The 13,314-nt window shown below is 68.8% G+C and carries 11 protein-coding genes and 2 tRNA genes; 8 read left to right on the forward strand and 5 right to left on the reverse strand.

Annotated elements, in window-relative coordinates:
* Nucleotides 1–8 precede the first annotated feature (8 nt).
* The gene (locus ACIBVP_RS15025) at nt 9–2,930 is read left to right on the forward strand and encodes a tetratricopeptide repeat protein (protein ID WP_396106684.1); all 2,922 of its coding nucleotides are present in this window, start codon (nt 9–11) and stop codon (nt 2,928–2,930) included.
* Here ACIBVP_RS15025 and ACIBVP_RS15030 read toward each other — a convergent pair.
* The 3 genes from ACIBVP_RS15030 to ACIBVP_RS15040 all read right to left on the reverse strand — a co-directional run bounded on the left by ACIBVP_RS15030 (nt 2,913) and on the right by ACIBVP_RS15040 (nt 5,190).
* Nucleotides 2,913–4,193, reverse strand: a complete 1,281-nt coding sequence (locus tag ACIBVP_RS15030) for a multiprotein-bridging factor 1 family protein (protein ID WP_396106685.1) — start codon at nt 4,191–4,193, stop codon at nt 2,913–2,915. The two genes, ACIBVP_RS15025 and ACIBVP_RS15030, sit on opposite strands and share 18 nt — an antisense overlap.
* 61 nt (nt 4,194–4,254) lie before the next feature.
* Complete coding sequence (locus ACIBVP_RS15035) at nt 4,255–4,431, reverse strand: hypothetical protein (protein WP_396106686.1); 177 nt, start codon at nt 4,429–4,431, stop codon at nt 4,255–4,257.
* A 132-nt stretch (nt 4,432–4,563) separates the two neighbouring features.
* A complete protein-coding gene (locus tag ACIBVP_RS15040; protein WP_396106687.1) occupies nt 4,564–5,190 on the reverse strand; it encodes a hypothetical protein in 627 nt (208 codons plus the stop codon).
* A gap of 180 nt (nt 5,191–5,370) precedes the next feature.
* Here ACIBVP_RS15040 and ACIBVP_RS15045 point away from each other — a divergent pair, with 180 nt between their 5' ends.
* Complete coding sequence (locus ACIBVP_RS15045; protein ID WP_396106688.1) at nt 5,371–6,774, forward strand: toll/interleukin-1 receptor domain-containing protein; 1,404 nt, start codon at nt 5,371–5,373, stop codon at nt 6,772–6,774.
* Nucleotides 6,775–6,818: 44 nt separating this feature from the next.
* Here the strand turns inward: ACIBVP_RS15045 and ACIBVP_RS15050 are convergent, their stop codons facing one another.
* Nucleotides 6,819–7,304 carry an NUDIX domain-containing protein gene (locus tag ACIBVP_RS15050; protein ID WP_396106689.1) on the reverse strand — a complete coding sequence of 162 codons (486 nt, stop codon included), beginning with the start codon at nt 7,302–7,304 and terminating at the stop codon, nt 6,819–6,821.
* A 237-nt stretch (nt 7,305–7,541) separates the two neighbouring features.
* Here ACIBVP_RS15050 and ACIBVP_RS15055 point away from each other — a divergent pair, with 237 nt between their 5' ends.
* The 6 genes from ACIBVP_RS15055 to ACIBVP_RS15080 all read left to right on the forward strand — a co-directional run bounded on the left by ACIBVP_RS15055 (nt 7,542) and on the right by ACIBVP_RS15080 (nt 12,277).
* Nucleotides 7,542–8,126 (forward strand): hypothetical protein, encoded by a 585-nt coding sequence (locus tag ACIBVP_RS15055; RefSeq protein ID WP_396106690.1) that lies wholly within the window; start codon nt 7,542–7,544, stop codon nt 8,124–8,126.
* A gap of 9 nt (nt 8,127–8,135) precedes the next feature.
* Complete coding sequence (locus tag ACIBVP_RS15060) at nt 8,136–10,076, forward strand: acetoacetate--CoA ligase (RefSeq protein WP_396106691.1); 1,941 nt, start codon at nt 8,136–8,138, stop codon at nt 10,074–10,076.
* A 59-nt stretch (nt 10,077–10,135) separates the two neighbouring features.
* Nucleotides 10,136–10,225: transfer RNA gene (locus ACIBVP_RS15065), tRNA-Ser, on the forward strand.
* A 12-nt stretch (nt 10,226–10,237) separates the two neighbouring features.
* A tRNA-Arg gene (locus tag ACIBVP_RS15070) sits at nt 10,238–10,310 on the forward strand.
* 92 nt (nt 10,311–10,402) lie between these two features.
* Nucleotides 10,403–10,954 (forward strand): DUF1841 family protein, encoded by a 552-nt coding sequence (locus ACIBVP_RS15075; protein WP_396106692.1) that lies wholly within the window; start codon nt 10,403–10,405, stop codon nt 10,952–10,954.
* A 330-nt stretch (nt 10,955–11,284) separates the two neighbouring features.
* Nucleotides 11,285–12,277, forward strand: coding sequence for a hypothetical protein (locus ACIBVP_RS15080; RefSeq protein WP_396106693.1), 993 nt, complete (start codon nt 11,285–11,287; stop codon nt 12,275–12,277).
* Between the two features lie 3 nt (nt 12,278–12,280).
* On the opposite strand, the gene ACIBVP_RS15085 is transcribed toward ACIBVP_RS15080, so the two are convergent.
* Nucleotides 12,281–13,294: a LacI family DNA-binding transcriptional regulator gene (locus ACIBVP_RS15085; protein WP_396106694.1), complete on the reverse strand. Its 1,014-nt coding sequence runs from the start codon at nt 13,292–13,294 to the stop codon at nt 12,281–12,283.
* Between the last annotated feature and the right edge of the window lie 20 nt (nt 13,295–13,314).

The following is a 13,314-nucleotide window of genomic DNA, read 5'->3' on the forward strand; positions in this document are numbered from 1 at the left end:
GATCAGAGATGGACTTTCGGCTGTTCGGCCCGTTCGAGGTGTGGCACGACGGCGCCTCGGTGGACCCAGGTGACCTGCAGCAGCGCTACGTACTGGTGATCCTCCTGCTCAACGCCAACCGGGCGGTGACGAGGGACTACCTGCAGGAGTACGTGTGGCGGGGCCAGGAGCAGCCCCGTTCGGACCTGATCACGAGCTACATCGCGCGACTGAGGAAGGTCTTCAGGAACACGCCCGAGGTGGTGATCGACAAAACCCCGACGGGCTACCTGTTGCGGGTCGACCCGGACCTGATCGACCTGAACCGGTTCCGCCGCCTCCGCGAGGAGGCGAGCCGGAGCAACGACGTCACGAAGTTCCACGAGGCACTGGACCTGTGGCGCGGCCGGTTCCTGTCCGACATGGACGTCGACCGGGTCGGCGGCCCGACGGTCGGTCCGTCCGAGGAGGAACGCGTCGACGCGCTGGTCGACCTGGCCGAACTGGAGCTGGCTGCCGGTCAGCACCGCCGGATCCGCGACCGCCTGCGCCCCGTGTGGGAGGAGGACCGCGCCCAGCAGCGGCTCGCGGCCGTGCTCATGCGCGCGCTCGTCCAGGCCGGTGACCACGTGCGCGCGGTCGAGGTGTACCACCAGACCCGCGACGCCCTCGACGAGTACGGCATGGAGGTGTCCCGCGAGCTGCGGGAGATCATGCGCCGTGCCCAGTACGGCGACCGGCTCAGCTCGCTGCCGATGCGCCAGCCGAAGTTCACCGGCCGCGGCGACGAACTGGCGGTCGTGGACTCGGTCGCAAGGTCCGCCGCGGAGGGCGGCCAGTCGGTGCTGTGGATCTCCGGCATGCCCGGCGTCGGCAAGACCGCGCTGGCGATCAACGCCGCCCACCGCCTCGCCGACGTGTTCCCCGACGGCCGCCTGTTCGTCGACCTCACCGGCTTCACCCCGAACGTCGCCCCCGCCACCCCCGGCTCCGCACTCGCCCGGCTGCTCACCGACCTCGGCGTGCCACCGGAGGCCATCCCGGAGTCCACAGCGGCCCGCGCCGACCTGTACCGGACCTCCGTCGACGGCACCCGCACCCTGGTCGTCCTCGACAACGCCGCGTCCGAGGCACAGGTCGAACCGCTGCTCGGCGCCGCCCTCACCCTGGTCACCAGCCGGGAACAGGGCCTGCTGACGGCGACCGACCACATCCGCCTCGAACCCCTGCCCCCGCACGAGGCCGTCGAGCTGTTCCGCAAGCTGGTCCACGCCGACCGCGTGCACGGCCACGTCGACCAGGTCCGCGAGGTCGTCGCGCTGTGCGGGCACGTGCCGCTGCTGGTCCACCTGGTCGCCGCCCAGTTCAACCGGCACACGCGGTGGCCGCTGTCCCACCTGCTCGGCCTGCTCCGCGAGGTGCCCGCGGTCAGCCCGGACACCACGTTCCCGCAGGCCGCGGCCATCGCCTGCACGGTGTCGTACGACCAGCTCACCGAGGAACAACAGACGCTGTTCCGGGTTTTCGCCCTCGCCCCCGGCGCTGACCTGTCCGCACCGGGGGCGGCCGCGCTGATGGGCGTGCGGCGGGCCCGTGGCCTGCTCGAGGACCTGCACCGCATGAGCCTGCTGGAGGAGTCCGCCCCGGAACGCTTCCACATGCTCGACCCGCTCCGCGACTACGTCCTCGCCGCGCACCCGCCACCGGACCCGGTCGCCGCGGTGGACCGCCTGCTCGACTTCTACCTGGCCACCACGGCCACCGCTATCGACACCCTGTTCCCGTACGACCGCGCACGCCAACCCGCGGTCACCGTGACCAGCCCGATCGCTCTCTCGTTCCCCGCCGCCGACGCGGCCAGGGAATGGCTCGACAACGAGCGGCACAACCTCGTCGCGGTCGTGTACCACGCGGCGGATCACGGCAGGCCTGAGCACACGTGGCAACTCGCAGTGCTGCTTTGGCGGTACTTCTACGTCCGCGGCTACCTGCGCGACTGGACGGAGACCCTCCAGTGCGCCGCGAAGGTGCTCGACGGTTCGGCCAACCGCACAGGTCGAGCCCACGTGTTGCTGAGACTGGCGAACGCGCGCTGGCGTTCCGGTGCGCTTGCCGAGGCCAGGGAACTCGCCGAGCAGTCGCTGCCGTTGTGGGTGGAACTAGGCGACGTGAGCGGGGAGGCGGCCACCCTGGTCGTGATCGCGTCCACCGCCAACAAGCTCGGCGACTTCAGCGCAGCCGCCACATACCACGCCGCCGCATTGGAACGGTTCGAACAGATCGGTGACCGGAGCGGTCAGGCGCACACCCTCGACCTCCTCGGGGTCGTGAACGAGCTTCGCGGCGACCTGGCCGCCGCCGAGAACAACCACTTGGAAGCCATCGCTCTGTTGCGCGACCTCGACCACCGACAGGGCCTCGCGCACTCGCTCGACAACCTGGGTTGCGTGCGACAGAGGCTGGGGAGACTCGACGAGGCGTACGCCGACCACCTGGCGGCCCGTGAGCTGGCGATCGAGCTGGGCGACCGCGCGTGCGAGGCGTACGCGCTCAACAACCTCGGCAACGTCCACCGCCTGGCAGGCAGGCTCGACGAGGCCATCTCCTGCCAACAACAGGCCCGTAAGGTCGCGGACTCCGTGGTCGACCCGAACCTGCGCACCCAGCTGTACCTCGATCGCGGTGATACGGCGCGCGTGAGCGGTGACGACAAGGCGGCGCTACACGCTTACCGGGCCGCGCTCGACCTCTCCGCGGGTATGGGGGAGCGAGCGCAGTGTGCACGGGCCAAACACCGCATCGCGCTGGTCCTGCACGAAACCGGACGCCACCACCCTGCTCCGTGGCACGACGCTCTCACCGATTACACCGAACTGGGCCTCCCGGAAGCCAATGAGATCCGGGAGGAACTGGACGAGCTGACGTGCGCCTGCTCAGCGCAGCAACGGTAGGAGCTCGTTCTGTAGGTCGAGGACCTGGGGGAGGCTGCGCCAGCGGTTCAGCGTCCGGTACAGCTCGCGCAGGTCGAGCCGGATCGTGGCCGAGTCGACCACCGCGACGTCGGCGAGCACGTCACGTGCGACGGCGCACGCCTGTTCTGGCGAGCCGTTCACGGCGTGTGCGAGCGTGCACCGCACCCCGAACCGTGCGCGGGCCCGCCGAGCCGACGACGGCACCTCTGTCAGGTGCTGTTCGAGCAGTTCGGCCGACTCGCCGGGCCTGCCGAGGTCGTACAACGACCAACCGCGGACCAGACCCAGGTCGTCGGGCACCGATGCGGGTCCCAGGACCGGACCGGGACTCGGCTCCCTGGTGGCGAGCAGTTCCGCCGCCCTGTCCAGCGCCTTCTCGTACGCACCGACATCCCCCGCCAGCGCGTGCCCCTGCGCCTCGCACCGTGCGGCGAGACCGAGTATGCGCGGACCGGCGAGATGATCACGCTGAGCCAGTTTTGCCAGCTCGATCGTGCGTACCGGGTTGTGCTGGTACAGCGCCACCTCCGCGTGCCGAAACAACGCGAAGCTCGCCAGGTGCGGGTCGCGTTCTCCCGCGAGAGTCACGGCGCGGTCCGTCCACCGCAAGGCGTCGGCTTCCTCGCCGGCCTCCTGGCTCATCCAGCCGGCGTATTCGGCCGCCCGCGCGGCGAGCACCAGCAGATCCGATCGCATCGGCTCGGGGTTGTCGACCGCGAGGGTGCGCAAGGTGTGCAGGTGCGCGATGACCTGCCCGAGCACCAGCGCCGGGCTGGTCATGGTGCCCAACACGTGGTGGTCGTCGAAGGACTTGCGCAGCAACGCGAACGTACGGTCGTCGATCGCGGGCCGACGACCTCGGCCCGGCGCGTAGCCCAGGTCCGCGCCGGCGCCCGCGTGGACCTGGGCTCGTGGTCGTTCCGTGAACCGCAACGTCCCGGCTTCGTCCAGTTCGAGCACCCACACCTCGTCCGGGGGCGGCGCCTCGGTCCGGGTGGGTTCGGGTGACACCGCCGCAGCGAGGGTGCCACCCGTACCCAGCGCCTCGTCACACAACCGGGCGAACATCCGGCCTGCCCGAGCGCGTCCGTTCTCGACCTTGCTGACCTGACTCTTGCTGTATTTGATCCGCCTGGCCAACTCTCCGAGAGACATGCCGCTCGCCATGCGGGAATTCCGCAACAATTCGCCGAACTCGACCACCGATGCCCCTCCCAGCGTCCCCCTCGCCGAGTACACCACCGTCGCGAATCGAGCGCAATGTCGGGAATGCGCCAGGGCTCTCGCCTGGCGCCGGATCCCGTCAGTTGTTCCAGTCGTGTCCCTCGGTCGTCGCGGTGGTGGTGGGCGGCGGGGGCGGGGGGTCCTCGCCGGCGGACGCCGAGGTGGCGCCCAGGAGCGGGACCGCGACGGTGATCGCCGCGGTGCTCGCGAGCAGTGCGATCCGCGTCGTGAAAACGGCAGAGCGAGACCTCGACATGATTCCTCCTGGTGTTTGTCAAGAGCGCCTGACCGGCGCCTGACATGAGAATTCATGAGCGAACTCGGGGCGACAATGTATTGCCTGTTTCCAGGTGTAAGAGGAAACGGGAAACGCTTTATCGGAATTGGCTCATGGGAGGTGCCGGTGCCTTGGGGACGGGGCGAGGAGGGCGTACCGGTTCGCCGGGGTGGCGGGTTCCTCGTCCAGGTAAATCCACGCCGGCTCCCTGAACGCCTTGTGCCGGATGTTGACGACCGTCCTGTGGAAGGACGCCGAGGCGAGACCCGGGTAGCCGTGCGCTACCACGTCTCGGTACAGCGAGTCGCTGACCGCCAGCGCGAAGGTCGCGGTGGGGGTACGCCTCAACGCGGTGCGCAACGAGGTCGAGTCCAGGAGTCGGTGCACGGCGATCGCCGCGTGTCCCACCCAGCCGTTGATGCCGGGCTTCAGCAGTCCCCGGTGCATGGCGACTCGAAGACGCAGGCGGAAATGTCTGCTCGACCTCTCGTTCGTGCGCCGCATGGCGACCGACAGCCCTGTCACGAAGGCCGGTATCGCCGATGACTCGTCCAGTCCCGGCGGTAGCACCAGGAACTGGCCGTCACCCGACCGGTCGATGGAGACGTCCGCCGCGGACAGGCCGGCTCGGTTGCGCGCGTACCGCAGCGCGTGGACGAACCTTTCCTGTGCGTGTTCCGCGTCGGGATTTCCGAACCTGCTGTACTTCTCGACGTCGATGGCAATGCACAAACGCACGGCGGGGTGGACTGCGGCTCTTCTCTTTCGGTGATGTTCGGTCATGAATCAATGCTCATGCCCGAGAATGGCCGATTTCGTTCATTGACCGGAAACTACGGAACCTGACAGGCCATGGCGCGCCGCGGACGTATGCTTTACGCAACTTGCCGGATCCTGACACGAGGGTGGAGCAGCATCGTGAGTGGCGTCCAGGTGCCGGGGCCTGATGAGTTGCCGCCGGGCCCGTTGCGGACGCTGACGGAGGCACTGCACGAGCTCTACCGCGCGGCAGGAGAACCCGGATTGAGGACGATCGCACACGCCGTGGCGGACGACGACCGGTTCCGGGACTCGGTCAGCCACCAGAAGGTGCGAGAGCTTCTGCACGGGATCGGCTCACCCAGGTGGTCCAAGCTCGAACCGGTGGTCCGCGTTCTTGCTGAACGCAGCACGCCGCGGCGTGACCCGGACGAAGAAACGAAACGGTTCAAACACCTCTGGAACTCCGTGGCGTCACACGATGACGACGGAGAGCCCCCGGCGGCTGGCGGGGGCATCAGGATACGTTCGGCCTTCGTCCTTGGTGGTATCACCGGCGAGACGAGTTACCCAGACTTCGAACGAACGGAACTGGAACAGTTCTGCCAGCGGTTGGGTGTGGCACTGGCCAAGGCTGCGGTGGATCTTGTCATTTGTTCTCCGATTCCCGATTCCGCCGACTTTCACGCCTTGCGTGGATATGTCGAGACCGGCGAGAACGGAACGGTGCACATGCACCGACCACACCACCCGGAGGTCGAACAGTATTACGCGCAACTCCATGACGTTCTCGGAGCGGCTGCGGTCAACCGGATCAAGAACTGGTTCTATCCGGGGCCGGCGACCGATGACCGTGACTCCGTGGCACAAGCGTGGGTGTTGTGCCAGTTGATGGCCATGGAACAGGCCGACGTCATCATCGCCGTGGGCGGCAAACCGGGTAAGACGGCGAGCACGATCCTGCACCTGGCAGAGGCGCGCCAGCAGCCTGTTGTGCCTTTCTCATTCCTCGGTGGCGCCGCCGCGCAGGCGTTCCAACGGAGAGACTGGCGGACCAGTTATCCGTGGCTTGATTCGAGTCTTCTCACAGACAAGCACGCCGTCCGTGATGCCGTCACCATTGCCAACCAGATGGTGATGGCGCAGGTGCGTGGGACCGGCCAGCCAAAGGGGCGCCCACACAGCATTTTCATCAGTCGTGCCAGGCCGGACCGGGACTACGCTCGGGCGTTGGATCACTATCTGACCGCGAACGGCCTCGCGGTGCTGTTCGGCGAGCGAGCGTTGCCGCCGGATCGAACGGTCGAGGCGGCGATCGAGGACGCGGTGCGCGGAGCGGACCTGTTCATCGTGCTCTGGAGCCGTTCGTATGCGGCCAGCAGATATTGCTACGACGAGATCGATCTCGCCTTGCGGCAGCACCGCGCGGGTGAGTTGCAGTTGTTGATCATAAACCTGGATGGCTCCGACATCGTGCCCCCCGGGGCGCGAGGGCTGGCATCCCTGCAGGCCAGGACGCCGGAGGACGTCGTCGCTGCGGTGCGTGATGTGCTGAACAGGTAGCTGGAGCCGATGACCGTTCCGCCCGTGGCAGGTTGGACCCGAACCTAGAGGAGGCCTCGCACCTGGGCGGTCAACACGGCGAACGTGCTGCCGGCGTGGGGAAGATCACCGGCGAGGACCATCTCGACAACCTGTTCGACGGGCAACCAGTGCAACACGAGGTCGGCTTCCCCAGGCTCGAGCCTGCGTTCCCCTCCGCTGGTAAGTCCCATGGCCAGGAAGGCGTGGTCCCGGTGGTTCGTCAACGAGTCGGCACAGTTGATGGATCCGAGTGCACGCCAGTCATCGGCGCGGATGCCTGTTTCCTCGGCGAGTTCCCGCTTCGCCGCAGCCCGCGGTGTCCCGTCGAACGTGTCGACACGGCCCGCGGGCAACCGCCACTGCGGCTCCCCGTGCACACAGATCCACTGCCGCGTGACCGCGACCAGCCGTCGATCGTCCACAGCGAGGATGGTCACCGCAGGCTGTGCGACCACGCTGTCGTAGTACCCCCGCGAACCGTCCGGGCGCAGCATGTCGTCTCGCCGCACCTGAAACCACGGTGAAGCGAAAAGCACCTCGGAGGCCAGGGGAGTCCAACCTGGTCCGCCCCATTCAACCAGCACGAGCCCAGTCAACCACGATGGAAAGGGGCCTCCGCCTTCCTGACCAGGTCGCGAGACGAAGATCGACCACTATCTGTCCACAATGGCGACGTAATCGACTCTGACCAGGCAATCCACGTCCAATACATGTCCAGTCCGTGTCCATTCGCGACACTTCCCGGTATGCCTGCCAGCCTTGCCGGCCGCTACTGGCTCCTGCACCCCGTGTGGGGTGACCGGTACGGCATGACGCACATCGCCGCAGGTCCCGACGGCACCCCGGCGTCGGTTCGGGTGCTCTCGCCCGACCCGCCCGCGGTCCGCCGCGCCGACGTCGACCTGCTCACCGGCCTCCGGCACCCGAACCTGGCGACGGTGCGGGACGTCCTCGTCGACGGCCGCGTCGCGATCGCCGCCGACGCCGTGCTCGGCAGGACGCTGCGCCGCGCCCGCCTGACGGCCGACGAGCTGCCACGGGTGGCCGCCGATGTCGCCGCCGCGCTGGCCGCACTGCACGCCCGCGGGGTGTGCCACGGCACCATAGGACCGTCGACGGTCATGGTCGACCGCGACGGTGGCGCCGTGCTGGCCGACGTGGCCGTCGGGCACCTGCTCCGCCTGCCCACCGCCCCGGCCGACGACCACCAGGCGCTGGCCGACCTGCTGGCGGCCGTCTGGCGGAACACACACGGCCGGTGGCGCCGCCCACCGGCGGCGTTGCGGGATGTGTGGGCTGACACCATGGCAAGGGCCCGCGATATGGGATAGGAACGGGCCATGAGCGACGAAATGGCCACGCTGTTGTGGCGTCCGGACCCAGGCCGCGTCGAGGAGAGCAGGATCGCGGGGTTCCGCAGGTGGCTGGCGGCGGAGCGGGGCGTCGAGGTGGCCGACTACCAGGCGCTGTGGGAGTGGTCCACGGGCGATCTGGAGGCGTTCTGGGGCGCGCTGACGGAGTACCTGGGGGTGCGTTTCCACACGCCGCCCGAGCGGGTGCTGGCGTCGGCCGACATGCCGGGCGCCCAGTGGTTCCCCGGCGCGACGCTCAACTACGCCGAACACGCCCTGTCCACCGGCGCCGACGACGACCTGGCGGTGGTCTTCGAGCGTGAGGACGGGGTGTCGGAGCGGCTCACGTACGGCGAGCTGCGTGCCGAGGTGGCCGCGGTGCGCGCGGCCCTGGTCGACCTGGGCGTCAAGCAGGGTGACCGGGTGGTCGCGCTGGCCCCGAACGCGCCCCGGACGCTGGTGGCGTTCCTCGCCGCGGCGTCCCTGGGGGCCACGTGGTCGTCCTGCTCACCGGACTTCGGGGTCAGGGCCGTCGCCGACCGGTTCACCCAGATCGAGCCGGTCGTCCTGTTCGCGGTCGACGGCTACAAGTACAACGGCCGCGCGTTCGACGTCCGCCCGACGATCGCCAAGCTCCAGGCCGAGATCCCCAGCCTGCGCGCCACGGTCCTCATCGACTACCTGTCGTCCGAGGCCGCGGCCCCGGACACGATCCCGTGGCGCCGGTTCGTCCGCCCCGGCGCCGACTTGGCCTTCGACCCCGTGCCCTTCGACCACCCGCTGTGGATCCTGTACTCGAGCGGCACCACGGGCCTGCCGAAGGGCATCGTCCAGGGCCACGGCGGCATCGTCGCCGAGCACCTGAAGCAGCTGGCCCTGCACGCCGACTTCGGCCCCGGTGACCGCTTCTTCTGGTTCACCACCACGGGCTGGATGATGTGGAACTACCTGGTCTCCGGCCTGCTGGTGGGCGCGACGGTGGTCATGTACGACGGCAGCCCCGGACACCCGGACCTGAACACCCTGTGGAGCCTCGCCGCCAGGCACAAGGTCACCTATTTCGGCACGTCAGCCCCGTACATCCAGTCGTGCCTGAAGCAGCACCTGAAGCCCGCGGCCACCCAGGACCTGACCGCGCTGCGAGCGGTGGGCTCCACCGGCGCCCCCCTGAGCCCGGAAGGTTTTCGCTGGATAGCCGACGAGCTCGGCTCGGACATCCAGATCTGCTCGGTATCCGGTGGCACGGACCTCTGCACGGCGTTCGTGGGCTCGGCCCCGGACGTCCCGGTCTGGCTGGGTGAGCTGTCGTGCCGCGCACTGGGCGCGGCGGTCGAGTCGTGGTCCCCGACCGGCGAACCCCTGGTGGACGAGGTGGGCGAACTGGTCATCACGAAGCCGATGCCGTCCATGCCGCTCTACCTGTGGGGCGACGAGGACGGTTCCCGGATGATCGACTCGTACTTCGAGCTGTACCCGGGCACGTGGCGCCACGGCGACTGGATCCGCATCACCCCGAGGGGCTCCGCGGTCATCTACGGTCGCTCGGACTCGACCCTCAACCGAGGCGGTGTCCGCATGGGCACCAGCGAGTTCTACCGCGTGGTCGAGGGCTTCGACGAGGTGGCGGACTCCCTGGTCATCGACACGTCGGCCGACGTCGAGGGCGAGCTGCTGTGCTTCCTGGTCCTGGCCCCGGGCGCGTCGCTGGAGGCGGTCGAACCGTCGTTGCGGAAGGCGCTGCGCTCCGCACTGTCCCCCAGGCACGTCCCCGACCGGTTCATCGTCGTCGACGAGGTGCCGAGGACCCTGAACGGCAAGAAGTGCGAGGTCCCGGTCAAGAAGATCCTGGCAGGCGTGCCCCCCGAGCGAGCCGTCAGCAGAGACGCCCTCGCCAACCCGGACGCCCTGGCAGCGTTCCTCCCCAGCTGACGACCCGGTTTGGAGTCCGCTCGGAGGGCTGTGTAAGGTACTCGCCGAGCGGTACTCCGGGAGGCTTCGCCTAGTCTGGTCTATGGCGCCGCACTGCTAATGCGGTTGGGGGCAACCCCTCCCGGGTTCAAATCCCGGAGCCTCCGCCAACAACTGAACATGCGCCCGTAGCTCAACGGATAGAGCATCTGACTACGGATCAGAAGGTTAGGGGTTCGAATCCCTTCGGGCGCGCATTTTCTGCTGCCAAGCGCTTCGTGGGCCCGGACTTTCGAGTCCGGGCCCGCGCTTTACCCACACAATTCACGTGGTGAGAGGCTGGTCGCGTGAGCCCGGTCAGCAGAGGACGCAAACGCAAGCCGAAGAAGTCGGGACGCAAGACGGTTCGGCGGCCCCCGTCCGTCCGGGACGTCCACCTGCCGGACCTCCCGATCGACGAGGAGGTCGACGAGGAGACCGCCGACCGGTGGGCGTTCGTCATGCCGCACGGCAGCGCCACGATCGACGGTGAGCGGGTCGACTGGCTCGATCCCGCCGACCCGGACGAGCGGTCGCTGCTCATCCAGGCCGAGCATCCGGAGTTCGCGGAGTACCTGGCCGACTCGTCGTGGCACGGTGAGGTGGACGGGACGAACCCGCGGTTCCACCTCACGATGCACGAGGTGATCGCCAACCAGCTGTGGGCCGACGAGCCGCCCGAGGTGTGGCGGGCGGCCAAGCGGCTGCGTGAGAAGGGCATGGAACGGCACGACATCCTGCACGAGCTGGCCGGCGTGATGGCCGAGCACATGCAGCCGACCATGCTCCGGGGCGAACCGTTCGACGAGGACGCCTACCGCCGGGCGCTGGACGGCCTCGCGTCGCCGGGACAGGGATGAGCGTCGCGATGTCCGAGCTGGTCGACCAGGTGCGTGGGTTCGTGTAGTGGGTTGGCGCGGGCCGCGGGCTGACCGAGACGGGACGCATCACCCTGGCCGACGATCGCGTGGGGCCGGCGTTTCTGCCCGGCGCCACCGTTTTTCTCCGAGCCCATGGGTGATGCACTCGTGGACCTGTCGACGTCACTACCATGCACGGGCATGTCGCCCGTGTCCCGTGGTCGGAAGAAGAAAAAGAAGAGTGGTGGCGCGCCGCGTCCTCGTTCCTACGGGAAGGTGCTTCGGGCGGCCAGTGGGCGGCCGCGGTGGTTCGGGCCGGCGATCCAGGGCGTGCTCGACGGGGCTGGGGCGCTCAGCTCAGCGGCCGGCCCGCGGGAAGTGGAGCAGATCACGGCCGAGTTGATCGGGGCCGAGTTGTTCCGTGTGCTCGAAGCGGGAGAGGACGGACTCCGGTTCTCGGTGTGGTTCGAGGAGCTTGTCGGGGCGGCTCAGGCGGTGGACGCGGAGTACGGTTCCCGGCTCCTGTACGGGCTGGCCGCCATCGCATCGCCCGAGCAGGCGGAGGTGTGCCGCAAGGCGCTGCAGGGGATTGCGGATGCGCCGGAGGGGCTGGACGACCTCCTGCACATCTCGGCGACCGGTGAGGTGCTCCGGATGCGGGACGCCTACGGCACCAGGTTCGGGGTGATCGCAGGCTTCTCGTACGGTGACACGCCGTTCGTGTACCTGTTCGACATCGAGGGGGCGGAGGCGGTGCGGCTCGCTTCCGCCGGTGTCTTCGACGACGTCGACCAGGCTGTCGATGCCTGGGCCGCCGAGGTCGGCGAGTCTGCGGACGGGGTGACGCCTCGGCCGGTCGGCGGGCCGGAGGACCTGCTGTGTCTGACCGACCTCGCGATCGGCGACTTCCACGTGTTCGGGGACGAGTCCCGTGTGGTGATGGACAACTGGTTCCGGGCGCAACGCCACATCCGTGACCTCGCGGAACTGCTGCCTCCCCCGGCTCCGCTGTTCGACTTCGACGCCACGCCGATGATCGCCGCGTTCACGGCCTGGTACGAGGATCGGCGCGGTGCGGAACCCGACCCGGACGCCGTGGCCTCGCTGGCGGAGCAGTGGATGGAAGCCGCCCTGCCCGAAACCTGGTACTCGGTGTCCCCGCTGCGGATCCGCACCCAGCGTGCGCTGATCGGCGACTGGTTGCCGGGCGATCCGGTGACGCTTGCCGCGCAGGACCTGCTGCCGGACTTGGCCGCCTGGCTCGCCGAGCGCGCCAAGCTCCCTGACCACCTGCGTGAACAGGTTGTGGCCGCGACGAAGTAGAACTCAGGTCGTGAGCGGGGCCGTGCTGTTGCGGACGATCAGGTCCGTGGCCAGTTCCACTCGGGGGCTGTCTGTTTCCTCGCCTCGGGACAGGCGGAGCAGCATGCGAGCCGCCAGTGTGCCCATCTCCGCCAACGGCTGGCGGACCGTCGTCAGCGGGGGAGACGCCCACCGGGCTTCCGGGAGGTCGTCGAAACCCACCACGCTCACGTCGTCCGGGACGCGCAGTCCCCGTTGCCGCAGGCCCTCGTAGACGCCGAACGCCATCTGGTCGCTCGACGCGAAGATCGCCGTGGGCGGCTCCGGTAGGGACATCAACGCGGTGGCGCCTCGGAAGCCGGACTCGTGGTAGAAGTCGCCCGGTTGGATCAGTTCGTCCGCTACCGGCAGGCCCGCCGCGTCCAGGGCGGCCCGGTAGCCGTCCAGGCGGGCTCGGCTGCACAGCAGCGACGTGGGGCCGGCGATGAAGCCGATCCGGCGATGCCCCAGCGACGTCAGGTGCTCGGTCGCCGCTCGGCCGCCTGCCCAGTTCGTCGCGCCGATCGTCGGGACCTCCAGCGCGGGGCCGCCCGCTGGGTCGATCACTACCGCGGGGACGTTGAGACGACGTAATTCTGCCTGGTGAGAAGGCTGGAGCGTGGACGTCACCAGGATGACGCCGTCCGACTTGCGGGCCCTCAGGTTGTCGAGCCACTGGCGGGTGGCGGCCGAGTGGCGGTGGATCGCGCTCACCACCGTGCCCACCTGGGCCGCGTGGGCGACGTCCTCGACGCCGCGGATGATCTCCACCGCCCACGGGCTGTCCAGGTCGTTGAAGACCAGGTCGACCAACCCCGCGTGCTCGCCGCGGCGCGAGCCACGGCGTTGGTAGCCGTGCTGCGCGAGCAGTGCCTCGATGCGGGCTCGCGTGGTCGGGGACACGTCTGACCTGCCGTTCAGCACCCTCGACACCGTGGGCACCGACACGCCTGCTTCCGCCGCGATGACGTTGATCGTCACCTTGCGTTCTTTCGCCACGTCGCACTCCCCGAAACGTT

This window comes from Actinophytocola sp. NPDC049390 (assembly GCF_044466355.1).
Lineage (GTDB): Bacteria > Actinomycetota > Actinomycetes > Mycobacteriales > Pseudonocardiaceae > Actinophytocola.